Origin of the sequence: Streptomyces sp. NPDC014764 (assembly GCF_043082785.1) — a bacterium.
Classification (GTDB): domain Bacteria; phylum Actinomycetota; class Actinomycetes; order Streptomycetales; family Streptomycetaceae; genus Streptomyces; species Streptomyces althioticus.
This window is the reverse complement of the sequence record NZ_JBIBXY010000001.1, coordinates 271838-297370: the sequence shown is the minus strand read 5'-3', so window position 1 is coordinate 297370 and position 25533 is coordinate 271838. Positions and strand designations below refer to the sequence as shown.

Here is a 25533-nt window from a genome sequence, read left to right as displayed (position 1 = left end):
CAACTGCCGGCCCGTAGCCGTTGTGCCCGCGTCCGGTGCCGGGCGTCTCCCCCGTGGGGTCGCCCGGCACCGGCGTGCCCGGTCCGGGCGCGGGCTGAGGCAGTATGGGCGTCGGGGTGCCGGCCACCCCGAAGTCACGGCGGCGGCACGGCACTTGCCGGGCCGTGCCCGGTGGAGGAGAGAGGCAGGACGGTTGACCGAGGAGAGCACGGCCCCGGTTCCGTGGATCACGCCGTCCGGCCGGTACGCACGCGTCCTCGGCCGCGCGGTCGACGTCGCGCTCGCCCTGGCGGTCCTGATCGCGGCGTACGACTACGCCGGGGACTACGACCTGCTCCTGGGCGCCCTGATGGCCCTGGCGCTGCTGTTCCGCAGGAGGCGTCCCGCCACCGTGATGGCGGTCGTCATGGGGCTGGCCCTCGTGCAGTTCCTCCTGCACGACCCCTCCGGCGCCATCCCGAAGGCGTACGCGCCCGCCGCGTACGACATGGCCGTGCTGTTCGCCATGATGTCGGTCGTCCACCACACCCGGACCCCCTGGATGCCGTACGCGGCGGGCGGCGCGGTGCTGCTGGCGGCGGCCGTGGCCACGTCGGGGGTGCCGTCCCTGGGCATCGAGGGGACCGGTGACGGCCAGACCCTGCTGATCTTCTGGGGTCTGACGCTGACGGTCTGGCTCACCGCCTTCGCCCTGCACACCCGCCGCCTCTACGCCGAGAGCCAGGCCGCCCGCGCCCGGCACGCCGAGCGGGAGCAGGAGCAGCGCGTCCGGCTCGCCGCGGCCCGCGAACGCGCGGAGATCGCACGCGAGTTGCACGACGTGGTGGCGCACAGCCTGGCCGTGATGATCCTCCAGGCCGACGGCGCGGGGGCCGTGCTGCGCAGGTCGCCGGACCTGGCGGAGTCCGCGCTGAAGACCGTCGCCGCGACCGGCCGGGACGCCATCGACGACATGCACCGCATCGTGCGGGTGCTGCGTGAGGGCGGGGCCGGGTCCCAGGGCGCGGGGAAGGACCGGCGGCTGGTGACCCTCGACGAGATCGAGGTCGTCGCGGACCGCGCGCGGGCCGCCGGACTGACCGTGGACCTCTCCGTCGACGTGGGTGAGGGACGGCTGTCGCCTGCGGAGGAGATGACGGCGTTCCGGATCGTCCAGGAGTGCCTCACCAACACCCTCCGGCACGCCGGGTCAGGGGCGGGCGCCGGCATCCGCGTCCGCGAGGAGGACGGCACCCTGCTGATCGACGTGACCGACGACGGGGCCGGCGCCCTCGCGGGCAAGGCCCCCGTCGGGAAGTCCGGGGGCAACGGACTGGTCGGGATGCGTGAGCGGGTGGAACTGGCCGGGGGCGCCTTCGAGGCGGGCCCCCGGCTCGGCAGCGGATGGCAGGTACGGGCGTCGATCCCGGTGCGGACGAAGACGCCGGTGGCCACGGAGGATCGTGTGAGGACGGAGCGATGACGGGGACCGACAGGCCGATCCGGGTGGCCGTGGTGGACGACCAGCCGCTCATCCGGGCCGGTTTCTCCATGGTGCTGGCCGGCCAGGACGACATCGAGGTCGTCGGCGAGGCGGAGAACGGACAGCAGGCCCTCGACCTGCTCGACACGGTCGACGCGGACGTCGTCATCATGGACGTCCGCATGCCGGTCATGGACGGCATCCAGGCCACCGAGCGGCTGATGCGCCGCGACGACCCGCCCGGCGTCCTCGTCCTCACCACCTTCGACGACGACGAGGACGCCTTCGCCGCCCTGCGCGCCGGCGCCGGCGGCTTCCTGCTGAAGAACGCCCCCGCCGACCAGGTCGTCCACGCCATCCGCGTCCTGGCCGCCGGCGAGTCCGTGGTCGCCCCGCGCATCACCCGGCTGCTGCTCGACCGCGTCTCGGACCGGCTCGCCCCGGCCAACGGGCAGCCGGAGCGGCTCGACCTGCTCACCGGCCGCGAACGCGACGTGCTCGGCCTGGTCGCCCGGGGCCTGTCCAACGCGGAGATCGCCGCCGAACTGTACGTCGCCGAGGCCACCGTGAAGACGCACCTGGGCAACCTCATGGCCAAGCTGCACCTGCGGGACCGCGCCCAGGCCGTCGTCTTCGCGTACGAGTCCGGCCTGGTGCGTCCGTCCTCCTGAGCCGCCTCCCCCTGAGGGGGCAGAGGCGCCCCCGCGCCCTGCCCCCTCAGGGGGAGGCCGCGCCCCGCCCGACGTACCGGATGGGCCGCCTCCGATCTCGGATACGTGGCCGATCCGCCACAGGCCCCCGGATCCCAGACTCTTCGGTGCCGCAGGACGCGGCCGAGAAGACACGGGAGGGACCCCATGGCCACCATCACCGGCACACCCACGAACCAGCAGAACCGCAGGCGCAACCGCCTGATCCTCGGCGCCGTCGCCGGTGCGGCCGTCGCCGCCCTGGCCACCGGGGGCGCCTACTGGTGGCAGGACCGCAACGAGCTGAGCCAGGCGTCCGCCGAGGACTGCCGGCTGGCGCAGCGCATCGTCACCGAGGGCGCGGAGGTCGCCGCCGGGCCGGCGCCGGAGGCGGAGAAGTGGTGGAAGGCGACCGGCGACGAACGCCGCGCCACGATGGAGGACGGCTACCTGGGTGCGAAGATCTCCCGCTACGAGGGCTGGGCGCTGGAGACCGCCGGGGAGCCCGCCGCCGCGCCGTCCGCGGAGGAACTGAAGAGCCTTCAGGAGGACGCCCGGGGCCACTGCGTGGACTCCGGCGTCATCCTCACCCTGCCGCCGCTCGGCTCCTGACCGGCCGGGGGAGAGCACCGCCATGACCGCCCACGCCGCCGCGAGCGGCCCCGCACCCGACGACGTCGTCACCACCACCGCGCTGGTGAAGACCTACCGCCAGGGCGCCGACGAGGTCCGCGCCCTCGACGGGGTGTCCGTCACCGTCCGCCGCGCCCGGTTCACCGCCGTCGTCGGCCCCTCGGGATCCGGCAAGTCGACCCTCATGCACTGCGTCGCCGGACTCGACACCGTCACCTCCGGCAGCGTCGTCCTCGACGGCACGGAGCTCACCGGGCTGAGCGACCGGCAGCTGACCCGGGTGCGCCGCAAGCGCATCGGGTTCGTCTTCCAGTCGTTCAACCTGCTGCCGCAGCTGACCGCCTACGAGAACATCGTGCTGCCCGTCACCATGTCCGGCCGGCGCCCCGACCGCGAACGGGTGGACCACCTGTGCGAGGTGCTCGGCATCGCCCACCGGCTGTCCCACCGCCCCGCCGAACTGTCCGGCGGGCAGCAGCAGCGGGTCGCCGTCGCCCGCGCGCTGGTCGCCCGCCCCGCCGTGGTCTTCGCCGACGAACCCACCGGCAACCTCGACTCCCGGGCCGGCGCCGAGGTGCTCACCATGCTGCGCCGGGCGGTCGACGAACTCGGCCAGACGGTCGTGATGGTCACCCACGACCCCGCCGCCACCCGGTACGCGGACCGCGTGCTGACCCTCACCGACGGACGCCTGGCGGGGGACGAGGACACCGCCCCCGACGACACTCTCGGGAGGCTGCGGTGAGAAGCCCCTGGCGTGCGACCGTCCTGGGCTCCCAGGTGGCCGAACTCCTCCGCGCACCGGGCCGGTTCGCGGCCACCGGGCTGTCGCTGCTGATCGCCGCGTTCGTGGTCTTCGGGGCCGTCATGGCCCAGCAGATCGTCACCGCGACCGTCGTCGACCGGTTCCGCGGCACCCCCGACGCGGTGTCGCTGGTCGTCACGGGGAAGGACGCGGCGGACATCGGCGAGGCCGGTCTCGACGCGATCCGGGAGACGCCCGGAGTCACCGAGGCCGTCGGACGGGTCGACGGCGGCGCCCCGGTCGGCGGCAGCGCCGCCGACCGCTACCTCGCCCTCGCCGCGGACCCCGGCGCCGGCCCCCTCGCCCGCGTCCGGCCACTCGAGGGCGCCTACCCCGCCGGCCCGCGCAGGATCGCCGTCGACACCAGGGCCGCCGAGGCGTACGGGCTCGCCCCCGGGTCGTCCCTCACCCTGCTGCTCCCCACACCCGACGGCGAGAGCGCCCGGCGCGTCCCCGTCGAGGTCAGCGGCGTCGTCCGCGCCACCGCCACCGGCACCGGGGAACCCACCGGGTACGCGCCCGGCCCCGACCTGCTGCGGCTGCTCGGCATGCCGGGCTACTCCCGCGTCGACGTCCGCACGGAGACCCCCGGCGCGGCCACGGACGCGGCGGAGCGGATCCGGCAGGCGGTGCCCGGCGCGGTCGTACGGTCCGGGGACGAGGTGCGCGACGAGGAGGCCCGTGCGGCGGTCGCCGACGCGAGCGACACCCTGGAGCTGGCCGGCGTCTTCCTCGCCGTCGCGGTCGGCGCGGCCGTGCTCGTCGCCACCTCCACCTTCCGCATCGTCTTCGCCCGCCGCGTACGGCAGTTGGCGCTGCTGCGCGCCGTCGGCGCCACGTCGCGACGGCTCGCGGCGGCCCTCGTCGCCGAGGGCGCGGTCGTCGGTCTGCTGGCCGGGGCGGCCGGTGTGCTCGCCGCCTGGGGCTGCGCGCGGCTCGTCCCCCCGGTCGCCGGCCGGTTCGGCAACGACCTGTCCGCCCCCGCCGCGCTTCCGCTGCCGCAAGCCGCCCTCACCGTGCTCGGCACCGCGCTCCTCGCCGTACTGGCCGTCCTGGCCCCGTCCCTCACCGCCTCCCGCGTCTCCCCGCTCCAGGCGCTGCGCACCGCCACGTCGGAGGGGAGCACGGTGAGCGGCACCGGACGGACCGTGCTGGGCGTCCTGTGCGCGGCCGGCGCCGTGCTCCTCGCCCGGCAGCAGTACGCGGGTCTGCCCGAGCCGGGCGACCCGGCGTACGACCGGTTCGGGGCGCTGACCCTCGTGGTGATCTCCGGCGGACTCGCCTTCCTCGCGCTGATCGCCCTCGGCCCGCTGCTGGTCCGGCCGGTGCTGTCGGCCGTCGCGGTGCCGCTGCGCCGTACGGGGGCGGCGGGCCGGCTCGCCGTCGCGGGCGTCGGCGGAGCGCCCGGCCGGGCCGCCTCCGTCTCGGTCGTGGTGGCGCTCGGCGTCTGCCTGGTCGGCGCGACCCTGACCTGCCTCGCGAGCCTGGACACCTACGAGCGGTACAAGCGGACGCTGGAGGCCCCCGCGGACCTCCGCCTGTACGCGGGGGAGGGCGGCAGGCTGGACCGGACGCTCGTCGCCGACCTGGCCGCCCGCCCCGAACTGACCGACGTGACGGCGTTCCGTACGGCGGAGGTGGCCGACGACGGCCGCAGCGCGACCGCGACCGACCTGGACCTCACCACCGTCCGATCCGGGACCGGCCTGGCCGCCCGCACCGGCGCCCTCGGCCGGCTCGGGCCCGCGCAGGTCGTCGTGGACGCCGAACACGCGCACCGCCTCGGCGTGGAGGCGGGCGACCGGGTGACGCTGACGTCGGAGGGGCGCCCCGTGCGGCTCACCGTGGCGGCGACGCTGCCCGGCGCCGGGCCCTACGGCGCGAACTTCTTCGTGACTCCGGCCGACCTCACGCGACTGGGGGCGGGACCCGCACCGACCCTGATCACCGCCAACGCGGCCGGGGACGGCGCCGAGGGCCGCACCCGCGCCCACCGGGCCGTGACCGAGACGCTCACCGGACCGGAGCGCGGCGACGGCCGGGTCCTCGCCGAGGACGCGGCCACGCGGACCGGTTCGGACGACGACCTGCGGACGACGGCCACCACGGTGGTCCTGCTCCTCTGCCTGACCGTCCTGGTCGCGGTCGCGGGCGTCGCCACCACGGCGAGCCTCACGGTGGTGGAGCGCCGGCGCGAGTTCGGTCTGCTGCGCGCCCTGGGCCTCGGCGGGGCGGCCGTGCACCGCATGGTCACCCTGGAGTGCGCCCTCTACGGCGTCCTGGGCGGTGTCATCGGCCTGGCGCTGGGCCTGCCGTACTCGTGGCTGGTGGTACGGGCCGCCGAGGTGAGCGCCCCGTTCACGGTGCCGGCGGGGCAGCTCGCGACGGTCCTCGCCGCCCTCGTGCTGGTGACCGCGGCGGCGGGCACGGTCCCCGCCCTGCGCGCCTCCCGCACCCCGCCGACGGTCGCCGTCGCCCAGGGCGACTGACCCGTGTCAGTAGGGGCCGACGCCCGCGTACCCGAGCAGCAGGATCACCGCGACGACACACCCGAGCACCAGCACCGTCGACACCCACGGGCGGCGTACCGCCGGCCGCCCCCGGTGCTCGGGCTCGGCGCGGAACGGCACCGGTCCGGGAGGGTTCTCCTTCCAGCGGGCGGCCAGCATCCGCGCGCGGGCCGAGGGCTCCTTGTGCTCGGCGCCGTCCGCCCACCGCAGATCGAACTCGCGCTCCTCGTCGTCCCGCTCGGACATCCCCGTGACCTTCTCTCGAACAACCGTGTCACCCTCAGGATCCCTCCCCACCGGCCCGGAGGGAAGCATTCCGGACACCGCCCGGGGAAGCACCGCGACGGCCGGGCGTCAACCGTCGACCCGGCCGGCTCTCCGCCGGACGGCGGCGGAGAGCCACAGGCTCACCAGGACGCTCACCGTCAGCTTCGACGCGAACGCGAGCGGGTCACCCACGACATGCCCCTCACCCAGTGCCACACCACCGCACCGAGCCCGAACACACCAGCCGTTCAGGCCGCCGCCACGAGCCACCAGGCAGCGGACGCCGTGCGTCGGCGGTCCGTCATGGGCCGACGCCACCACCCGCGCACGGCAGCGGCAAGAACGGCCTCCGGCAGACGGCCTCCGGCAGACCGAAAGGCCGTCGGCCGTGTCCCTCCCTGGTGGGAAGAGCACGGCCGACGGCCCACGGACGGCCCGGGCGAGCGGTCACCCGCTCCGACCTGGGGCGCTGTCACACGTCGAAGTAGAGCTCGAACTCGTGCGGGTGCGGACGCAGCTGGAGCGGGGCGATCTCGTTCTGACGCTTGTAGTCGATCCACGTCTCGATCAGGTCCGGCGTGAAGACGTCGCCCTGGAGGAGGAACTCGTGGTCGGCCTCGAGGCGGTCCAGGACCGCGCCGAGGGAGGTCGGGACCTGGGCCACGTTGGCGTGCTCCTCGGGAGCCAGCTCGTAGAGGTCCTTGTCGATCGGCTCGGCCGGCTCGATCTTGTTCTTGATGCCGTCCAGGCCGGCCAGCAGCAGCGCCGAGAAGGCCAGGTACGGGTTGCCGGAGGAGTCCGGGGCGCGGAACTCGACGCGCTTGGCCTTCGGGTTCGAGCCGGTGATCGGGATACGCATGGCCGCGGAGCGGTTGCGCTGCGAGTACACCAGGTTGATCGGCGCCTCGAAGCCCGGCACCAGACGGTGGTAGGAGTTCACCGTCGGGTTGGTGAAGGCCAGCAGCGACGGCGCGTGCTTGAGGATGCCGCCGATGTAGTACCGGGCCATGTCCGACAGGCCGGCGTAGCCCTGCTCGTCGTAGAAGAGCGGCTCGCCGCCCGACCACAGCGACTGGTGGACGTGCATGCCCGAGCCGTTGTCACCGAAGATCGGCTTCGGCATGAAGGTCGCGGTCTTGCCGTTGCGCCAGGCGACGTTCTTCACGATGTACTTGAAGAGCTGCAGGTCGTCGGCGGCCGCGAGCAGCGTGTTGAACTTGTAGTTGATCTCGGCCTGGCCGGCGGTGCCCACCTCGTGGTGCTGGCGCTCGACCTGAAGGCCGGACCGCTCCAGCTCCAGGGAGATCTCGGCGCGCAGGTCGGCGAAGTGGTCGACCGGCGGTACCGGGAAGTAGCCGCCCTTGTAGCGGACCTTGTAACCGCGGTTGTCCTCCAGCGCGCCGGTGTTCCAGGCGCCCGCCTCGGAGTCGATGTGGTAGAAGGACTCGTTCTCCGAGGTCTTGAAGCGCACGCTGTCGAACACGTAGAACTCGGCCTCGGGGCCGAAGAACGCGGTGTCGGCGATGCCGGTGGAGGCGAGGTACGCCTCGGCCTTCTTGGCCACGTTGCGCGGGTCACGGGAGTACTGCTCGCCCGTGATCGGGTCGTGGATGAAGAAGTTGATGTTGACCGTCTTGTCCCGGCGGAAGGGGTCGACCCGCGCGGTGGACAGGTCCGGCAGCAGCGCCATGTCGGACTCGTGGATGGCCTGGAAGCCGCGGATCGAGGAGCCGTCGAAGGCGAGCTCCTCGGCCGGGTCGAAGGCCGACGCCGGGATCGTGAAGTGCTGCATCACGCCCGGCAGGTCGCAGAAGCGGACGTCGATGAACTTGACGTCCTCGTCCGCGATGAACTTCTTGGCCTCGTCGGCGTTCTGGAACATCCAGCTCCTCCTACTCCCGACCGTCCCGCCGGGGTGGTAGATCGTTCGTGCGGCCAGTGCGGGGGGCACACGCTGCACTCGACCCTAGGGACGGGTCATTTCTCGGGCGTGACCCGTTTGTTTCGCACAAGTTAACCAGCGCCTCTTCCACGGTAGCCCCGGCGCACCCCGCCGTCTCCCGGTCATATCCGGTCGCAGTACCGTGGACGGGTGGACAACAGGCAAGCAATCGGATCATGGCTGTCCGGCCCCCGCGCGGCCATGGAGGAGGCCGGTGCCGACTTCGGTTACCGGGGTGAGCAGCTGGGGCTTCCGGAGCAGGGACCGGGCGCGATCGCACGCCCCGGCCGCAGGCTCGGCGCCCTGGCCGTGGACTGGGGCCTGTGCCTCCTGATCGCATACGGTCTGTTCACCGACGGCTACGACGCCCGCACCGGGAACTGGGCGCTGCTGGTCTTCCTCGTGCTGAGCGCCCTGACCGTCGGCACCGTGGGCTTCACCCCCGGCAAGCGGCTCTTCGGACTGCGCGTGGTCGCTCTGGACACCGGCCGGGTCCAGCCGCTGCGGGGCCTGCTCCGCTCGCTGCTGCTGTGCCTCGCGATCCCCGCGCTCGTCTGGGACCGCGACGGCCGCGGCCTGCACGACCGGCTGGCCCGCACGGTCGAGGTGCGGATCTGATCCGGCTCGGCCGGCACGCGACGTCCGACACACGACGGCTCCGACACACGACGACGGGGGCGCCGGAATCCCATTCCGGCGCCCCCGTCGTCGTGCTCACGTACGGGTACGGGGCTCAGCGGCCGCGCTGCCCGCCGCCCTTCGGCAGCTTCATGCCCTTGGGCATCGGCCCCTTCGGCAGCGGCATGTTGCTCATCAGGTCGCCCAGGGCGCGCAGCCGGTCGTTGGTCGCGGTGACCTGCGGGCCGGTGAGGACGCGGGGCAGCTTGAGCATCGTGGTGCGCAGCTTCTTCAGCTCCACCTGGCCCTCGCCGGTGCCCACCATCAGGTCGTGCACCGGGACGTCCGCGACGATGCGGTTCATCTTCTTCTTCTCGGCGGCCAGCAGGCTCTTCACCCGGTTCGGGTTGCCCTCGGCGATCAGCACGATGCCGGCCTTGCCGACCGCGCGGTGCACCACATCCTGGTTGCGGTTCATCGCGACCGCCGGGGTCGTCGTCCAGCCTCGGCCGATGTTGTCGAGCACGGCCGCGGCGGCGCCGGGCTGTCCCTCCATCTGTCCGAAGGCCGCCCGTTCGGCACGGCGGCCGAACACGATCGCCGTCGCGAGGAAGGCGAGCAGGAAGCCCAGGAGGCCGAGATAGATGGGGTGCCCGATCAAGAAACCGATCGCGAGGAAGACACCGAAGGTGACGATTCCGACAGCCGCGAGTACAAGACCGATCTTCTTGTCGGCCCTGCGGGTCATCTTGTAGGTCAGGGCGATCTGCTTCAGTCGCCCGGGGTTCGCAGCGTCCGCTGCGGTTTCCTTCCTCGCCATGGCATGAAGTCTACGTGTCCCCCGGACCGCGTTCGACGGCAGTGCCGGGGTCGGCCCGGAGCGGCCGGGCTCAGGGGCGGGCGATCAGGCTCTGGTCGAGGACGCGCTGTGCCTCGACCCGGTCCTTGGCGCGTCGGCGGTCCTCCAGCACGGACGTCCAGGCGTTGCGCCGTGCGGTGCGCTGGCCGCCGCTCATCAGCAGGGACTCGACGGCGCGCAGAGCGGTGGTGAGGGACGGGATGGCGGTGGCGCGGACGGGCGCGGCCTGCATGGTGACGGTCTCCCTCGATGCCGGCGGGCAATGGTGGCGTGCGGTGATACCAGGGTCACTGCCTGGTGTTACCAGGGCGTGACCGACCGGTCAAACAGGCATGAAGCCTTCGCACCGGGGACCGGAACGCCGACGCGGCCCCGGCCTGTGCCCTCAACTGGGAGGACGGCCGGGACCGCGTTCTCTCGGCCACTACCCGCAGGTAGGGCCTTGTGCGTGAATTCACAGCATGGCGGCGGGACGACGGGGCAGGCCCGCGGTGACGTGGATGAGGTCCCGCGGCACAGCCGCCGCCGCGCTCAGACCGCCTGGGAGGCGACGAACGCGCCGTCCCGCTGCGGAGCAGCCGAATGACGCTGCTCGATCGCCATCCGGTACAGCCGGCCGGCGCGGTACGAGGAGCGGACCAGCGGCCCGGACATCACACCGGAGAAGCCGATCTGCTCGGCCTCCTCCTTGAGCTCCACGAACTCGTGCGGCTTCACCCAGCGCTCCACGGGGTGGTGGCGCACGGAGGGGCGCAGGTACTGGGTGATGGTGACGAGCTCGCAGCCCGCGTCGTGCAGCTGCTTCAGCGCCTCGCTGACCTCCTCGCGGGTCTCGCCCATGCCGAGGATCAGGTTGGACTTGGTGACCAGGCCGAAGTCGCGGGCCTCGGTGATGACCTTCAGGGAGCGTTCGTAGCGGAAGCCGGGGCGGATCCGCTTGAAGATCCGGGGGACCGTCTCCACGTTGTGCGCGAACACCTCGGGGCGGGAGGAGAAGACCTCCGCGAGCTGCTCGGGGACGGCGTTGAAGTCGGGGGCCAGCAGCTCGACCTTGGTGCGGCCCTCGGCGCGGTCCGCGGTCTGCGCATGGATCTGGCGCACGGTCTCCGCGTACAGCCAGGCGCCGCCGTCCTCCAGGTCGTCGCGGGCGACGCCGGTGATCGTGGCGTAGTTCAGGTCCATCGTGACGACCGACTCGCCGACGCGGCGCGGCTCGTCACGGTCCAGCGCCTCGGGCTTGCCGGTGTCGATCTGGCAGAAGTCGCAGCGCCGGGTGCACTGGTCGCCGCCGATGAGGAAGGTCGCCTCGCGGTCCTCCCAGCACTCGTAGATGTTGGGGCAGCCGGCTTCCTGGCAGACGGTGTGCAGACCCTCGCTCTTGACCAGGTTCTGCATCTTGGAGTACTCGGGGCCCATTTTCGCCCGGGTCTTGATCCACTCGGGCTTGCGCTCGATGGGGGTCTGGCTGTTGCGGACCTCCAGGCGCAGCATCTTGCGTCCGTCGGGTGCGACTGCGGACACGACCGGCTCCTAGCGATTGATTCTTCGGCGTCTCAAGCGTACGCCCGTGGATGTGAAAGCCCGGACGGCCCTCAGACGCCGGACGTGGTGACGGCCACCGGGGCCTTCTCGACCACGCGCGGCCTCAGGTCGGCGTTCTCCAGGACGTCCTTCAGATGGCGCTCCACGACGGGCAGCACCTCCTCGATCGTGACGTCGCGCCCCAGCTCGTTCGCCAGGGAGGCGACGCCGGCGTCCCGGATGCCGCACGGGATGATCTTGTCGAACCACTTGTTGTCGGGGTTCACGTTCAGCGCGAAGCCGTGCATGGTGACGCCCTTGGCGACCCGGATGCCGATGGCGGCGATCTTGCGGTCCTCGCGGCGCTGTCCGGCGTTGGAGGGCGCGTACTCCGGGCCGTTCAGCCGGGGGTCGAACTCCTCGTCCTGCAGCCGGGGGTCGAAGTCCAGGGAGAGCCCCCCGAGGGAGGGGCGCTGCTCGACCGGGTCGCCCAGCACCCACACGCCGCTGCGGCCCTCGACCCGCGTGGTCTCCAGGCCGAACTCCGTGCAGGTGCGGATCAGGGCCTCCTCCAGGCGCCGGACGTGCGCCACCACGTCCACCGGGCGGGGCAGCTTCTGGATGGGGTAGCCCACCAGCTGGCCGGGACCGTGCCAGGTGATCTTGCCGCCGCGGTCCACGTCGATGACGGGGGTGCCGTCGAGGGGCCGCTCGCTGTCCTCGGTGCGCCGCCCGGCGGTGTAGACGGGCGGGTGTTCCAGCAGGATCACGGTGTCGGGCACCTCGTCGGCGAACCGCGCGGCGTGCACCCGGCGCTGTTCGTCCCAGGCCACCTGGTAGTCGACCGCCTCGTCGCCGAAGCCCATCCGGACGAACCGCAACTCACCCACGGCAAACGCCTCCCTCGAGGGTCGTCAGGCGCGAAACGCGCCCACGCCACTGTACGACCGTTCGACGGACCTCCGGCTGTCGGCCGGCGCCAGTGCTGGCCGCCCCCAGTCGTCAGCTTCGGACCAATCCTCACACGATCGGATGAATGCCTGTTGATCTCTGCGATCGGGTGCTCACTCTCCGCTACATTCGCGCCGACCACGGGCCATAAGGGCTGCTCACAGGCAATCCGGACAGACCAACAGCCGGAAGGCAGGAGACCGCACCGCAGATGACGGAACGACCCGCGCAGCGCACCCCCAACCGACAGCTCGCCGCGCTCATCGCAGAAGCGGGGTTCTCCAACGCGGGACTCGCCCGTCGCGTGGACCAGCTCGGTCTCGAACACGGGCTCGACCTGAGATACGACAAGACCTCCGTCACCCGCTGGCTGCGCGGACAGCAGCCGCGCGGGACGACCCCGGCGCTCATCGCCGAGGTCTTCACCCGGCGCCTCGGCCGCCGGCTCACCGCCCAGGACCTCGGACTTGACGCCTGCGCACCGGTCTACGCGGGCCTGGAGTTCGCGGCCACCCCCGAGGAGGCCGTCGACATCGTCAGCGGGCTGTGGCGCAAGGACTCCGGCAGCCACGCCGAGCTGCGGAAGATCGCCTTCACCTCGGCGGGCCTCGTGGTGCCCAGCCGCGACTGGCTGATCGGACGGCCCGACGAGAAGGTCGGCCGCGCCGAGCCGGTCCGGGTGCCCGCCCAGGGCCGCGCGCCGGTACGGCCCGTGACGCCGGCCGAGATCGCCGCCCGCCGGCGCGGGGCGGCCGACCGCGCGCCCGGCTACCGGGTCACCGGCGGCGACATCGCCGCGCTGCGCTCCGTCGGCGAGCTGTTCCGCACCCTGGACGACGCGTACGGCGGCGGGCACGCCCGCCAGGCCCTCGTGCGTTACCTGGAGCACGAACTGGAGCCGATGCTGCGCGGCACCTACGGCGAGCAGATGGGCCGCCGGCTCTTCGCCGCCGCGGCCGACCTGACCCGGCTGGCCGGCTGGACCTCGTTCGACATCGCCGCGCACGGGCTCGCCCAGCGGTACTTCGTCCAGGCGCTGCGGCTGGCGCAGGCGGCCGGCGACCGGGCGTTCGGTGCCTACGTGCTGGTCACCATGAGCCGCCAGGCCGTCTACCTCGGCCACGGGCGGGAGGCCGTGCAGCTCGCCAGGGTCGCCCAGCAGGGCATGGGCAGCTCCGCCCCGCCCGCAGTCCAGGCCCTGCTGCACGCCGCGGAGGCGCGCGGACACGGGGTGCTCGGGGAGGTGCGGGCCTGCACGGCCGCGCTGGTCCGCGCGGAACGCGCGCTGGACGCGGCGCGGCCCGGCGACGAGGTGCCGCACTGGTCGCGGTTCTTCGACGAGGCCCAGCTCGCGGACGAGTTCGGGCACTGCCACCGGGATCTCCAGCAGTTCCGGGCGGCTGCTCAGCACGCGGAGCGGTCGCTTCAGCTGCGGGCGCCGGGGTATGCCCGCAGCCGGCTGTTCTGCCGGGTCGTCCTCGCCACCGCGCGGCTCGGGCTCGGGGAGCTGGATCAGGCGTGCCAGCTGGCGGCGGAGGCTGCCGCGCAGGCGGGGGAGATGCGGTCGGTGCGGGCGGTGGAGTACGTGCGGGACTTCGAGCGGAGGCTGGAGCCGTACCGGGACGCGGGGCCGGTCCGTACGTACCGGGACAGGGTGGCGACCACGTTCGCCTGACAGGCCGGGGTGCGGGGCGGGCGGGGTCTTGCGCACCTCGGCGCTTTCGAGGTGCCGCTGCGCCCGCCCTCCCCCGCTCTCGGCTTCGCTCGAGCTGGGAGGTACTCCCACCGCCCTGGGGGTGCCTCCCAGGCCCTCAAGGCACTGGGGGAGGCACGACTGCCCGCACCTGCGGCGCCTCTGAGGGCGCGGGGAACTGCGCGGCCGGCCACGGACCGCCCGCACCCGGCGCTGTGGAGGCGCCGCCTGCGCGGGGTGGTTGGAGGCACCCGCCGAGGGTGTTCTCACCGTCGGCGGGCGCCGGTTCGGGGGTCAGGCTGCTCGGGCCGTGGGGACGGGGTCGGCGGTGTGGAGGGGGCGGGCCACGCCCAGGTCGGTCAGGAGGGCCGTGGCCGCGCGGTCGGCGGAGCGGAGGGCGCCCTGCACCGCGCCGCTGTCGCGGTGGTCGCCGCAGACGTACAGGCCGGCCAGGAGCCGTACCGGACGGTGCAGGTCGTGCGGCGGTCGCATCGCCGGGACCGCGTCCGCGGTGTGCCGCACGGCCAGCGTCTCCCAGCGCGTCGTCGCCACCCCGTACAGCCGCGCCAGGTGCGCCCGCACGGCCGTGTCGGTGTCCGCCGTGGCCGGGCCGAGGACCGTGGAGGTCACCAGCGTGCGGCCGGCCGGGGCGCGGGACGGGTCGACGGCGCTGACGACCGCGGTGTGCGCCACCGGCCCGCCCCGGTCCGCGTCCAGCAGCAGCGAGGCGTCCGTGCCGGGCGGTTCGTCGGTGGTGTGGTGCACCACCGTCACCGGGTGGAAGTCCGGCACCCGCAGCCCCGGCAGCAGCTCCGCCGCGTCCCGCGCGCCGGTCGCCACCAGCACGGCCGTGCACCGGAACTCCCCGTGCTCCGCGGTGGTCACCGAGGTCGTCGAGACCGAGGTGACCCGCACGCCGGTGCGCACGGTGCCCGGCGGCAGGGACCGCGCCAGCAGCTGGGGCAGCGCCTCCGCCCCGCCTTCCGGCAGGCACAGCCGCCCGCTCGCGAAGTCCCGCAGCGCGAGGTCCGCCGACCTGCTGGACGTGGTGAGCCCGGGGTCGCACAACAGGGCGGCGAGCAGCGGGCGAAGGAAGTTGTCGACGGTGCGGGCGGGCAGCCCCCGGCCGTGCAGCGCCTCGGCGGCGGTCGTCTCCGGACGGGCCAGCAGCCGCTCCACCGACGTGCCCGCCAGCCGGTTCAGCGCGGCGCCCAGCCGTGCCTGGTCCAGCGCCGTGCCGAGCGGGGCGCCGGCCCGGTGGCGGGGCACGGACACCTGCCGTCCGGGCACCGCGACCGGCCTGCGCGGTCCCGGCAGGGGGGCGCTTGCCAGGGCGCGCACCGCGTGAAGTGCGCCCCTCGCGCTCCGGGCGCCACGTGCGCGCCGGTTGCCCGGCTGCACGCCGGCGCGATGATGTCGCCCGTCGCTGTGCAGCAGGACACCGGGCGCGAACGGCCGCAGCACCAGGTCCTCCAGCCCCGGGGTGACGTGCAGTTCGGCGCAGGCCGTGGACAGCAGCCGGCCGACTCTGTCGAGGCGGAAGCCGTCGACCTTCTCGGTCGCCATGCGGCCCCCCGTCTCATGGGCGGCCTCCAGGACGACGGTGGAGACTCCTGCGCTGGTCAGTCGACGTGCCGCGGAGAGTCCGGCCACCCCGGCTCCCACGACGACGACGTCCGCCTGGTACGTGGGCTCTAGCACGTGCCCCTCCTCGAGGTTGCGCGGGCGCTGGAGACGTCATGCCCTCAACAGGCCCCAGGGATAACCGAGTTCGGCTCGAGGTTAGGTCCGTACTCTGGTGCCGGGTCAGGCGCGCACGCACAGTGCACGGGCGCACGACGGTCGCATACGCGCCCCCGGTGGACACGACGCGGTCGCAGAGGGATCAGGAGAGGTCGCCCGCCGCCCCCGCCCCCGCCCCCTGCAGCGCCGCCCTGATCGCCCCCTCGATCCGCGGGAAGGCGAACCGGAAACCCGACTCCAGCAGGCGCGCCGGAACGACCCGCGCGCTGCCCAGCACGTCCCCCGCCATCTCGCCGAGCACCGCCCGCAGCACCGGCGCCGGCACCGCGAACACGGCGGGACGCCGGAGCACGTGCCCCATCGCCGCGGTGATCTCACGGTTCGTCAGCGGGTCGGGCGCCGTCAGGTTGAACGGCCCGGACAGCCCGTCGGTGTCCAGGAGATGACGCAGCGCCGCCACCTCGTCGTGCAGCGCGATGTACGACCAGTACTGCCGCCCGTTCCCGAGCCGCCCGCCCAGACCGGCCCGGAACAGCGGGAACATCCGCCCCCACGCCCCGCCCCCGGGCGCCACCACGAGGCCCGTGCGGGCGAACACCGTCCGCACGCCCGCCTCCTGGGCAGGCGCCGCGGCGGCCTCCCACTCCACGCACACCTCCGGCAGGAAGCCCTCGCCCGGAGGCGCGCCCTCGTCCACCGCGCGGTCGCCGGTCTCGCCGTAGTAGCCGATCGCGCTGCCGTTGAGGAACACCCGCGGCCGGACGTCCTCGGGCAGCCCCGCGACCGCCTCGGCGAGCGCGGTCGTGCCCCGCACCCGGCTGGAGCGGATCAGCTCCTTGTACGCGTCCGTCCAGCGCCGGTCGCCGACCCCTGCGCCCGCCAGGTTCACCACCGCGTCGCACCCGGCGAGCCCCGCCGCGTCCACGGAGCCCCGCTCCGGGTCCCACCGGACCTCGTCCGCCGACCGGGGCGCCCGGCGCACCAGCCTCACCACCGAGTGACCGTCCGCCGTCAGCGACCGCACCAGGGCTGAGCCGATCAGTCCGGACGCCCCGGCCACCGCGATCCGCGCAAGTTCCATGACGTCCATCCTGCCCCGCCCGCGAAGACATGCACGGTGAGCCCGGCGGGTGGCGTTCCGAAAGACGTGCACGGTGAGCCCGGCAGGTGGCGTTCTAGAGTGACGCGCATGCCGGAACCGCTCATACGTCCCGCCCGCTCCGACGACGAGGACGCCCTGGCCCGCCTGGACCGGGAGACCTGGTCGCCGCTGCACGAGGTCCGGCCTGCGCCGCCCGAACCCGGTGAGCCCTTCTTCCGCCCCACGTGCGGCCCGGACGCCCATCTCGTCGCCGAGCACGACGGACGGGTCGTCGGCTACGTCCGGCTCCTGCGGCCCACGCCCCTGGAATCCAACGCGCACGTGCTGCAGATCTGCGGCCTGGCCGTCGCGGCCGAGGCCCGCGGCAAGGGGACCGGCCGGGCGCTGGTGCGGGCCGCCGTCGCCGAGGCACGCCGCCGGGAGGCGCGCCGGATCACCCTGCGGGTCCTCGGCCCCAACACCGTCGCCCGCACCCTGTACGCGTCCGAGGGCTTCGCCGTGGAGGGCGTGCTGCCCGGCGAGTTCCACGTCGGCGGCCGCTACGTCGACGACGTCCTCATGGGGCGGAGCCTCCTCTGACCGGCGGCCCCCGCTACGACGTCACCGGGCGGCCCGTGTCCACCGGCGTGGTCGCCGTGGCCGCCCGTGCGGCCTCCTCCGCCACCTCGTCCGCCGTCAGCACGTACCCCGTCTCTGCGTCCGACGTGGAGCGCGCGAACACCACGCCGAACACCCGTCCGTCGGTGGTCAGCAGCGGTCCGCCCGAGTTGCCCGGGCGGACTGTGGAGCGGATCGAGTAGATCTCCCGGGTGACCGGCGCGTCGTTGTAGATGTTCTGCCCGCGCGCCTGCACCCGCGCCGCGACCGTCGCCGCCTGGAGGTTCAGGTCGCCGTCCTGCGGATAACCCGCCACCACCGCCGCCGCGCCCCGCTCCGCGTCGTCGTCGAACGCCAGCACCGGCGCCGTCAGGTCCGGCACGTACAGCACGGCCACGTCGGTCTGCGCGTCGAACAGCACCACCCGCGCCTCGTACGTCCGCCCGACGCCGCCCACCCGCACGGTCGGCTCGTCGATGCCCGCCACCACGTGCGCGTTGGTCATCACGTGCTCCCGCGCGTACACGAACCCGCTGCCCTCGCGGCCCTGCGTGCCGGCCACGCCCTCCACCTTCACCGTGCTGCGCTGCGCCGCGCGGGTGGCGGCCGCCGTCACGTTGTCCCCGGTCGGCGCGGCCACTTCGGCGGTCGACTCGTTCTCGAACGGGTTGAACACCTGCGGGAAACCCGCCTCGGTCAGCGCCGACGTCGCCCCCGAGAACCAGGCCGGCGTGGTGTCGGGCATCGCGTCCTGCACCGCGCCCAGCAGCCGCGAGTCCCGGATCGCCGACGTCACTAGCGGCGACGAGGACGCGCCCAGCACGCTCGCCGCCACCCACGCCACGATCAGCACCGCCACCGCGTTCGCCGCGGCCCCGCCGACCCCGTCCGCCACCCGCAGCGGGCCGCGGTCCAGCTCCCGGCGCAGCCGCAGCCCCAGCCGCCCCGCCAGTTCGTGCCCCACGACGGCCGGCAGCAGCACCGTGAACACCGCGGTCACCGTCGCCCGCGTGGTCCCCGGCGTCACCAGGTCCATCACCCACGGCAGGATCCACACGCCGACGGCCGCGCCGCCCACGAAACCGGCCAGGGACACACAGCCGGCCACCAGCCCGCGCCGGTAACCGGACGCCGCATAGGCCAGGACGACCAGCATCAGCAGGATGTCGAGCAGATCCACGCACGCCGCCTTTCTCTCGGGACCACGACCCTCAGTACGGGGCCCGGGGGCCACGTGATCAGCCACGCGCCCGCCGGACGCGGGAGGGCCGCCCACGAGGCGCGCGTGCACTGGGGAAAACGTCACGCACCGGGACGATGGTTCCACCGGCCGTCCACCGACTGGCGGAGCAGACGTCGCGTGCCGCTGTGGCCCGCCCCACAGTGGGACCATGCGTGTCCCCAGGAGACGACCGCGCGGCGCGCGGAAGCACCGCCCGGCCCGGATACCCGGCGAACCCGGCTCCACGCGGCTGCCGAGAACGGTCACCGTGCCCCTCGGCTTCGTGCCGGGCGCGGCCGCGTCCGTCGCGCTGGTGCTGAGCGCCTACGGCGTCGAACGGGCCGCCGAGTCCTCCGACGCCCAGGCCGCATTCCGCCCCGTACCCGCCTTCCACGCCCCCCGGCCGGCCATGGTGCCGCGCGCGGCATGGCTCGGCGACGCGGCCCGCGACCAGCCCCCGCCGCGCTACGACGACCAGGTCGTCGCCGTGTTCATCCACCACACCGACTCGCCCAACGGGTACGACTGCGCCGACGCCCCCGGCATCATCCGGGCGCTGTACGAGGGCCAGACCGAGGGCCGCGACTGGGACGACCTGGGCTACAACTTCGTCGTCGACCGATGCGGCACCGTCTACGAGGGCCGGGCCGGCGGCGCCGACCGGCCCGTCACCGGCGCCCACACCCAGGGCTTCAACCACCGCACCGCGGGCATCGCCGCCCTCGGCACCTTCACGGAGGGCGCCGAGGTGCCGGACGAGATGCTGCGCTCGATCGCCGCCGTGACCGCCTGGAAACTCGGCCCCTCGGGAACCGACCCGCGCTCCGAGGTGCGGCTGGTCTCCAGCAACGGCGGCAGCCGTTACGCGGCCGGCACCACCGCCGTCCTGCCCGCCGTCGCGGGGCACAGCGACGGGTACATGACCGACTGCCCGGGCGCCGCCCTGCACGCGCGGCTCCCGGAGATCAGGGACCTCGCGGCCCGCATCCAGGGCCGCGACACCGGCACCGGCACCGACCGGGACACCGGTACCGACACAGAGCGCGTCGATCTGGAAGACGGCGCACCGAACGAAGAGCTGAGCCCATGAGCGACACCCCTGACCGAAGTACCCCCTGGGCGGACGCCCTGCGCCGCCCCTGGACCGCCCTGTGCGCGGCCGCGGCCGTCGTCCTCGGCCCCGCCGCCTCCACGGCCTCCGCCCTCATGCAGGCCAACGCGGCCCCCCTGCGCCACGCGCAGAGCCCTCACCGGCGCCTGTGACCGGCGCCCGGCGCCCGCGCCCCGCGGCTCAGTCCCCGCGGAACCTCTCCCACAGGCGCGGGTAGCGCGCGGCGAGCAGCGCCTCGTTCTCGAAGTCGAGCGGTGTGCCCTCCGGCTCCTCGGGGGCCGGAGGGAGGCCGAGGTCGGGCATCACCACCCCGGTGAGCTGCTCGTACGCCTCGTCGGCCGCGTAGCCCAGGTCCTCGGCGTCGCCGTCGATCTCCTCGTCGAAGTCGCCGAGCAGCTCGGCGAGCGCGTCCGGGTCGTGCAGCGCGCCCTCGAACACCTCACGGCCCTGGCCGATGAGCCAGCATCGGAAGAAGTCGAAGGCGTCGTCGCTGGCTCCGTCCAGCAGCACCCACGCGGCGCCCCACAGGTCCCAGCGGTACGCGCGCTGGTAGCGCGCCTCGAAGTGACGGGCGAAGTCCAGCACGGCCTCGGGGTCCAGCAGCACGAGCCGCTCCACGAGCAGATCGGCCTGCTCCTCGGGATCCCGCTCGGCATCCTCCCGAGCCCCGTCCACCAACGCCCAGAACTCCGTCTCGTCCATCACGGAACAAGCATCGACCCATTCACCCCCGAGGGGCGCGGGGAACTGCGCAAAAGGGGGTCTGGGGGCGAAGCCCCCAGGGACGGGAAGGGCAGGGGCGGAGGGGGCGAAAGACCCTACCCGCACCCCACACCCCCTCACCCCCGGTACAACCGCACCACCCTCTCCGCCTCGGAGGCGAAGAACTCCCGCAAAGAGGGCGGAGCCAACACCTCCACCTCCGCCCCCAGCGAAGCCAACTGCGTCCGGGCGACCTCCTCCGACTCCACCGGCAAGGTGACGGTCACCCACTCCCCGTCCCCGGGCGCGGCCACCCCCTCCAGCACCTCCCGCACCACCCCCGGATCCATCGCGTAGGGGAGCCTCCGCACCCCCTCCGCCGACAGCCGCACCACCACCTCCGCCCGCAGGATCGACCGCGCGAACTGCTCCGCCCGCTCCTCCCAGAACGCCGGCAGGTCGAAGTCCTCCGCCCGCTCGAACCGCTCCTCACGCGGCTCCACCGCCGTGAACCGGTCGATCCGGTACACCCGGAAGGAGTCCCGCCCCGCGACCCGCGCGCACAGGTACCAGACGCCGGCCTTCAGCACGAGCCCGTACGGCTCCAGCTCCCGCTCCACCTCGTGCCGCCGCTCCCCGGACCCGCGGCGGTAGCGGGCGCCGATCCGCCGGTCGTCCCACACCGCGTCCGCCACGGCCGGCAGCAGCTCCGGCGTCTTGGGCTCACGGAACCAGTTCGGCGCGTCCAGGTGGAACCGCTGCGCGGCCGTCCGTGAGGCGTCCCGCAGCGACGGCAGCAGCGCGGCCGACACCTTCAGCCGGGCCGCCGAGGCCGCGTCCTCCAGGCCCATCTCGCGCAGCGCGCCCGGCACTCCGGAGAGGAACAGCGCCTCCGCCTCGCTGCGGGCCAGCCCCGTCAGCCGGGTCCGGTATCCGCCGACCAGCCGGTAGCCGCCGATTCGCCCCCGGTCCGCGTAGACCGGCACGCCCGCCTCCGACAGCGCCTGCGCGTCACGGGTGACCGTGCGCTCCGACACCTCCAGCTCCTGGGCCAGTTCGGCGGCGGTCATGGAGGGCCGGGACTGCAGCAGCAGCACCATCTTGATCAACCGGGCAGCACGCATGCGCCCATCATGCAAGAGGCCCCCGCCGCCACGCGCACACGCGTGACGACGGGGGCCTCCCGCAACTCGGGCCTTACAGCCCGTACTTCTCCCGGGCCTCCTTGACCGCGGTGGCCTTCACCTCGCCGCGGCGGGCGAGCTGGGCCAGGGCGGCGACGACGATGGACTCGGCGTCCACGCCGAAGTGACGGCGGGCCGCCTCACGGGTGTCCGACAGGCCGAAACCGTCGGCGCCCAGCGAGGAGTAGTCCTGCTCGACCCACTGCGCGATCTGGTCCGGGACCTGGCGCATGTAGTCGGACACCGCCAGCACCGGGCCCTCGGCGCCCTGGAGCGCCTGCCGGACGTACGGCGTGCGGTCCTCGCCGCGCAGCAGGGCCTCGTCGGCGTCCATCGCGTCGCGGCGCAGCTCGGTCCACGAGGTGGCGGACCACACGTCGGCGGACACACCCCACTCCTCGGCGAGCATCCGCTGCGCCTTCAGCGCCCAGTGGATCGCCGTGCCGGAGCCCAGCAGCTGGATGCGCGGGGCGTTCGCCGCGGGGGACAGGCCCGCGGACTCTGCCGTGTTGAAGCGGTACAGGCCCTTGACGATGCCCTCGTCCAGGCCCGCCGTCTGCGGCTTCGCGGGCTGCGGCAGCGGCTCGTTGTAGACCGTCAGGTAGTAGAAGACGTTCTGGTCCTCGTCCGGCTTCGCCTCGCCGAACATCCGGCGCAGACCCTCCTTGACGATGACCGCGATCTCGTAGGCGAACGCCGGGTCGTACGTCAGGGCGGCCGGGTTGGTCGCCGCGATGACGGGGGAGTGGCCGTCGGCGTGCTGGAGACCCTCGCCGGTCAGCGTGGTGCGGCCCGCGGTGGCGCCGACAAGGAAGCCGCGGCCGAGCTGGTCGCCGAGCTGCCACATCTGGTCGCCGGTGCGCTGCCAGCCGAACATCGAGTAGTAGATGTAGAACGGGATCATCGTCTCGCCGTGCGTCGAGTACGACGTCGACGCGGCGATGAACTCGGCCATGGCGCCGGCCTCGGTGATCCCCTCGTTGAAGATCTGGCCGTTCTTGGCTTCCTTGTAGTACATCAGCTGGTCGCGGTCGACCGGCTCGTACGTCTGACCCATCGGCGAGTAGATGCCGAGGGACGGGAAGAGGCTCTCCATGCCGAAGGTGCGTGCCTCGTCGGGGACGATGGGCACCCAGCGCCTGCCGGTCTCCTTGTCGCGGACCAGGTCCTTGACCAGGCGGACGAACGCCATGGTGGTGGCCACGTTCTGCGAGCCGGAGCCCTTGTCGAACGCGGAGAACGCCTTGTCGGCCGGCTGCGGCAGCGGCGCGACCGGGTGCACGCGGCGGGCCGGGGCGGGGCCGCCGAGGGCGGCGCGGCGCTCCTGGAGGTAGCGGACCTCGGGGGAGTCGGCGCCGGGGTGCACGTAGGGCACCACGCCGTCGGCGAACTGCGAGTCCGCGATCGGCAGCTCCAGACGGTCGCGCATCGCCTTGAACTCGTCCACCGTCAGCTTCTTCATCTGGTGGTTGGCGTTCTTCGACGCGAAGCCCTCACCGAGGGTGTGGCCCTTGACGGTCTGCGCCAGGATCACGGTCGGCGCGCCCTTGTGGGACAGCGCGGCCTTGTACGCGGCGTACACCTTGCGGGACTCGTGGCCGCCGCGGGAGAGGTGGAAGCACTCGAGGATCTTGTCGTCGCTCAGCAGCTTCGCCATCTCGACGAGCGCCGGGTCCTTGCCGAAGAAGTCCTCGCGGATGTAGGCGGCGTCGCGCGTCTGGTACGTCTGCACCTGCGCGTCCGGCACCTCACGCAGGCGGCGGACCAGGGCGCCGGTGGTGTCGAGCCGGAACAGCTCGTCCCAGGCGGTGCCCCACAGGGTCTTGATCACGTTCCAGCCGGCGCCGCGGAACTGGGCCTCCAGCTCCTGCACGATCTTGAAGTTGGCGCGGACCGGGCCGTCGAGGCGCTGGAGGTTGCAGTTGACGACGAAGGTCAGGTTGTCCAGCTGCTCACGGGCGGCCAGGGTGAGCGCGGTCGTCGACTCGGGCTCGTCCATCTCGCCGTCGCCGAGGAACGCCCACACGTGGGAGTCGGAGACGTCCTTGATGCCGCGGTTGGTCAGGTAGCGGTTGAAGCGCGCCTGGTAGATCGCGGAGATCGGGCCGAGGCCCATCGACACGGTGGGGAACTCCCACAGCCAGGGCAGGCGCCGCGGGTGCGGGTAGGACGGCAGGCCGTTGCCGCCCGCCTCACGGCGGAAGTTGTCGAGCTGCTCCTCGCCGATCCGGCCGTCGAGGAACGCGCGGGCGTAGATGCCGGGGGAGGCGTGGCCCTGGATGTAGAGCTGGTCGCCGGAGCCGTCCCCCTCCTTGCCGCGGAAGAAGTGGTTGAAGCCGGTCTCGTAGAGCCACGCGGCCGAGGCGAAGGTGGCGATGTGGCCGCCGACGCCGTACTTGCTGCCGCGGGTCACCATCGCCGCCGCGTTCCAGCGGTTCCAGGCGGTGATGCGCTGCTCCATCGCCTCGTCGCCGTCCACGGCGGGCTCGGCCGCGGTGGGGATGGTGTTGACGTAGTCGGTCTCGAGCAGCTTGGGCAGCGCGACGCCGGCGCCCTCGGCACGCTCCAGTGTGCGCCGCATCAGGTACGCGGCACGGTGCGGCCCGGCCGCCGTGGTCACGGCGTCCAGGGAGGCCTGCCACTCGGCGGTCTCCTCGGGGTCGCGGTCCGGGAGCTGGTCGAGCTCGCTCGGCTGGATGGCGTTGGGGTCGGTCATGTCGCCGCCTTCCTCAGTCGAAGGGGGTGCCCTCAGAAGGGTTCGGGGGTGCCCTTTGTCTTTGGCAGGACAGGGCTGCGGACTTCGGTGGAAGTCCGCAGGCGACAATAACTCCGTGATCGATGATCGATCAAAGGGTTGAGGGGCAAAATCGCCTGATCCGGAGAAAGTCGGCACGGGGTGCCTCCGACGGTGGCACGCGGTGACGGGTTTTTGCCGCGTTTGCGCAGGTGAGGGGCGCGTCGCGCGGAAGAGCACGGGGGTGCGGTGGATGGCGACCGCGGGTCGTCCGTGGCTGGTCGCGCAGTTCCCCGCGCCCCTGAAGGGGCGCGGGGAACTGCGCGAACGGGGTCTGGGGGGCGGAGCCCCCAGGGACGGGAAGGGGCGGCGGGGGCGAACTCCCTAGGCGCGCGGGGCGCATCCGAGGACGTGGGACTTGACCAGCTCCGCGATACGGGGGTCGCGGCGGCGGAAGGCCGCGACCAGCTCCTCGTGCTCCTCCGCGTACGACTGCTGCACGGTGCCGAGCCACCGTATCGACAGCGCCGTGAACACCTCGATCCCCAGCCCCTCCCACGTGTGCAGCAGCACCGAGTTCCCCGCCGCCCGCACCAGCTCCCGGTGGAACCCCACCGTGTGCCGCACCTGCGCGGTCCCGTCGGACAGCCGGTCCGCCTCGTACAGCGCGGAGACGTGCGGCTCCAGCGCCGAGCAGTCCTCCGCCAGCCGCGCCGCCGCCAGCTCCGCCGCGATCGCCTCCAGACCGGCCCGGACCGGGTAGCTCTCCTCCAGGTCGGCCGCCGTCAGGTTCCGCACCCGCACGCCCTTGTTCGGCGCCGACTCGATCAGCCGCAGCGACTCCAGCTCGCGCAGCGCCTCCCGCACGGGCGTCTGGCTGACCTCCAGCTCGGTCGCGATGCGCCGCTCCACGATCCGCTCGCCCGGCTTCCAGCGCCCGCTGATGATCCCTTCCAGGATGTGCTCGCGGATCTGTTCGCGCAGCGAGTGGACGACGGGCGCGGTCATGACGGGCTCCTTAGCGGGGCCCGCGGGCCCCCGGGGGGCTTTGACGAATAGACAATACGGCCGGGAGCCCGCCCGGGTGGGGCGCGCGGGGGCGCTTTCGCCCAGGTGAGACGAGACTTACACGCCCCATGTGACGGTGCCCCCGTCCGGAAGCCGTGAGGGCTTCCGGACGGGGGCACC

General features: G+C 73.4%; 23 protein-coding genes. 10 read left to right on the top strand and 13 right to left on the bottom strand.

Going from position 1 to position 25533, the window contains the following annotated elements:
• Nucleotides 1–193: 193 nt before the first annotated feature.
• From ACF1AG_RS01330 to ACF1AG_RS01310, 5 genes are all read left to right on the top strand, one after another.
• Nucleotides 194–1462: a sensor histidine kinase gene (locus ACF1AG_RS01330; RefSeq protein ID WP_359602384.1), complete on the top strand. Its 1269-nt coding sequence runs from the start codon at nucleotides 194–196 to the stop codon at nucleotides 1460–1462.
• Entirely contained in the window at nucleotides 1459–2133 is a 675-nt protein-coding gene (locus ACF1AG_RS01325; RefSeq protein ID WP_359602382.1) for a response regulator transcription factor, read from the top strand. The genes ACF1AG_RS01330 and ACF1AG_RS01325 overlap by 4 nt, the downstream gene beginning before the upstream one ends.
• 186 nt (nucleotides 2134–2319) lie before the next feature.
• Nucleotides 2320–2763 carry a hypothetical protein gene (locus tag ACF1AG_RS01320; RefSeq protein WP_359602380.1) on the top strand — a complete coding sequence of 148 codons (444 nt, stop codon included), beginning with the start codon at nucleotides 2320–2322 and terminating at the stop codon, nucleotides 2761–2763.
• A 22-nt stretch (nucleotides 2764–2785) separates the two neighbouring features.
• Nucleotides 2786–3529 carry an ABC transporter ATP-binding protein gene (locus ACF1AG_RS01315; protein ID WP_359602378.1) on the top strand — a complete coding sequence of 248 codons (744 nt, stop codon included), beginning with the start codon at nucleotides 2786–2788 and terminating at the stop codon, nucleotides 3527–3529.
• Nucleotides 3526–6078 carry an FtsX-like permease family protein gene (locus ACF1AG_RS01310; protein WP_391809166.1) on the top strand — a complete coding sequence of 851 codons (2553 nt, stop codon included), beginning with the start codon at nucleotides 3526–3528 and terminating at the stop codon, nucleotides 6076–6078. The genes ACF1AG_RS01315 and ACF1AG_RS01310 overlap by 4 nt, the downstream gene beginning before the upstream one ends.
• 6 nt (nucleotides 6079–6084) lie before the next feature.
• Here ACF1AG_RS01310 and ACF1AG_RS01305 read toward each other — a convergent pair whose 3' ends face one another.
• Both ACF1AG_RS01305 and glnA read right to left on the bottom strand, forming a co-directional pair.
• Nucleotides 6085–6345 (bottom strand): hypothetical protein, encoded by a 261-nt coding sequence (locus tag ACF1AG_RS01305; protein WP_359607126.1) that lies wholly within the window; start codon nucleotides 6343–6345, stop codon nucleotides 6085–6087.
• A 493-nt stretch (nucleotides 6346–6838) separates the two neighbouring features.
• Nucleotides 6839–8248, bottom strand: a complete 1410-nt coding sequence (glnA, locus tag ACF1AG_RS01300; RefSeq protein ID WP_093767914.1) for a type I glutamate--ammonia ligase — start codon at nucleotides 8246–8248, stop codon at nucleotides 6839–6841.
• A 210-nt stretch (nucleotides 8249–8458) separates the two neighbouring features.
• Here glnA and ACF1AG_RS01295 point away from each other — a divergent pair, with 210 nt between their 5' ends.
• Nucleotides 8459–8926, top strand: a complete 468-nt coding sequence (locus ACF1AG_RS01295; protein WP_359607124.1) for an RDD family protein — start codon at nucleotides 8459–8461, stop codon at nucleotides 8924–8926.
• Between the two features lie 115 nt (nucleotides 8927–9041).
• Here the strand turns inward: ACF1AG_RS01295 and ACF1AG_RS01290 are convergent, their stop codons facing one another.
• From ACF1AG_RS01290 to lipB, 4 genes are all read right to left on the bottom strand, one after another.
• Nucleotides 9042–9746: a DUF4191 domain-containing protein gene (locus tag ACF1AG_RS01290; RefSeq protein WP_359607122.1), complete on the bottom strand. Its 705-nt coding sequence runs from the start codon at nucleotides 9744–9746 to the stop codon at nucleotides 9042–9044.
• Between the two features lie 70 nt (nucleotides 9747–9816).
• A complete protein-coding gene (locus ACF1AG_RS01285) occupies nucleotides 9817–10017 on the bottom strand; it encodes a hypothetical protein (RefSeq protein WP_190000288.1) in 201 nt (66 codons plus the stop codon).
• A 299-nt stretch (nucleotides 10018–10316) separates the two neighbouring features.
• Entirely contained in the window at nucleotides 10317–11306 is a 990-nt protein-coding gene (lipA, locus tag ACF1AG_RS01280) for a lipoyl synthase (protein ID WP_359607120.1), read from the bottom strand.
• Between the two features lie 71 nt (nucleotides 11307–11377).
• Nucleotides 11378–12196: a lipoyl(octanoyl) transferase LipB gene (gene lipB / locus ACF1AG_RS01275; protein ID WP_359607118.1), complete on the bottom strand. Its 819-nt coding sequence runs from the start codon at nucleotides 12194–12196 to the stop codon at nucleotides 11378–11380.
• A gap of 272 nt (nucleotides 12197–12468) precedes the next feature.
• On the opposite strand from lipB, the gene ACF1AG_RS01270 reads away from it, so the two are divergent.
• Entirely contained in the window at nucleotides 12469–13932 is a 1464-nt protein-coding gene (locus tag ACF1AG_RS01270) for a regulator (RefSeq protein WP_359607117.1), read from the top strand.
• Between the two features lie 312 nt (nucleotides 13933–14244).
• Here the strand turns inward: ACF1AG_RS01270 and ACF1AG_RS01265 are convergent, their stop codons facing one another.
• Nucleotides 14245–15651: an NAD(P)/FAD-dependent oxidoreductase gene (locus ACF1AG_RS01265; RefSeq protein ID WP_359607086.1), complete on the bottom strand. Its 1407-nt coding sequence runs from the start codon at nucleotides 15649–15651 to the stop codon at nucleotides 14245–14247.
• A 184-nt stretch (nucleotides 15652–15835) separates the two neighbouring features.
• Nucleotides 15836–16774 (bottom strand): TIGR01777 family oxidoreductase, encoded by a 939-nt coding sequence (locus ACF1AG_RS01260; RefSeq protein WP_359607088.1) that lies wholly within the window; start codon nucleotides 16772–16774, stop codon nucleotides 15836–15838.
• Between the two features lie 108 nt (nucleotides 16775–16882).
• Here ACF1AG_RS01260 and ACF1AG_RS01255 point away from each other — a divergent pair, with 108 nt between their 5' ends.
• Nucleotides 16883–17374, top strand: a complete 492-nt coding sequence (locus ACF1AG_RS01255; protein WP_359607090.1) for a GNAT family N-acetyltransferase — start codon at nucleotides 16883–16885, stop codon at nucleotides 17372–17374.
• Between the two features lie 13 nt (nucleotides 17375–17387).
• On the opposite strand, the gene ACF1AG_RS01250 is transcribed toward ACF1AG_RS01255, so the two are convergent.
• Complete coding sequence (locus ACF1AG_RS01250; protein ID WP_359607092.1) at nucleotides 17388–18572, bottom strand: MarP family serine protease; 1185 nt, start codon at nucleotides 18570–18572, stop codon at nucleotides 17388–17390.
• A gap of 310 nt (nucleotides 18573–18882) precedes the next feature.
• Here ACF1AG_RS01250 and ACF1AG_RS01245 point away from each other — a divergent pair, with 310 nt between their 5' ends.
• Together ACF1AG_RS01245 and ACF1AG_RS01240 are read left to right on the top strand one after the other, a co-directional pair.
• Complete coding sequence (locus tag ACF1AG_RS01245) at nucleotides 18883–19704, top strand: peptidoglycan recognition protein (RefSeq protein ID WP_359607097.1); 822 nt, start codon at nucleotides 18883–18885, stop codon at nucleotides 19702–19704.
• The gene (locus tag ACF1AG_RS01240) at nucleotides 19701–19877 is read left to right on the top strand and encodes a hypothetical protein (RefSeq protein WP_167338179.1); all 177 of its coding nucleotides are present in this window, start codon (nucleotides 19701–19703) and stop codon (nucleotides 19875–19877) included. Before ACF1AG_RS01245 ends, ACF1AG_RS01240 begins: the two co-directional genes overlap by 4 nt.
• A gap of 28 nt (nucleotides 19878–19905) precedes the next feature.
• Here ACF1AG_RS01240 and ACF1AG_RS01235 read toward each other — a convergent pair whose 3' ends face one another.
• From ACF1AG_RS01235 to ACF1AG_RS01220, 4 genes are all read right to left on the bottom strand, one after another.
• Complete coding sequence (locus tag ACF1AG_RS01235) at nucleotides 19906–20427, bottom strand: DUF4240 domain-containing protein (RefSeq protein WP_359607099.1); 522 nt, start codon at nucleotides 20425–20427, stop codon at nucleotides 19906–19908.
• A 137-nt stretch (nucleotides 20428–20564) separates the two neighbouring features.
• Nucleotides 20565–21551 (bottom strand): YafY family protein, encoded by a 987-nt coding sequence (locus ACF1AG_RS01230; RefSeq protein WP_359607094.1) that lies wholly within the window; start codon nucleotides 21549–21551, stop codon nucleotides 20565–20567.
• Between the two features lie 73 nt (nucleotides 21552–21624).
• A complete protein-coding gene (gene aceE, locus ACF1AG_RS01225; RefSeq protein WP_359607095.1) occupies nucleotides 21625–24327 on the bottom strand; it encodes a pyruvate dehydrogenase (acetyl-transferring), homodimeric type in 2703 nt (900 codons plus the stop codon).
• A gap of 402 nt (nucleotides 24328–24729) precedes the next feature.
• The gene (locus ACF1AG_RS01220) at nucleotides 24730–25353 is read right to left on the bottom strand and encodes a GntR family transcriptional regulator (RefSeq protein ID WP_048456744.1); all 624 of its coding nucleotides are present in this window, start codon (nucleotides 25351–25353) and stop codon (nucleotides 24730–24732) included.
• Nucleotides 25354–25533 lie beyond the last annotated feature (180 nt).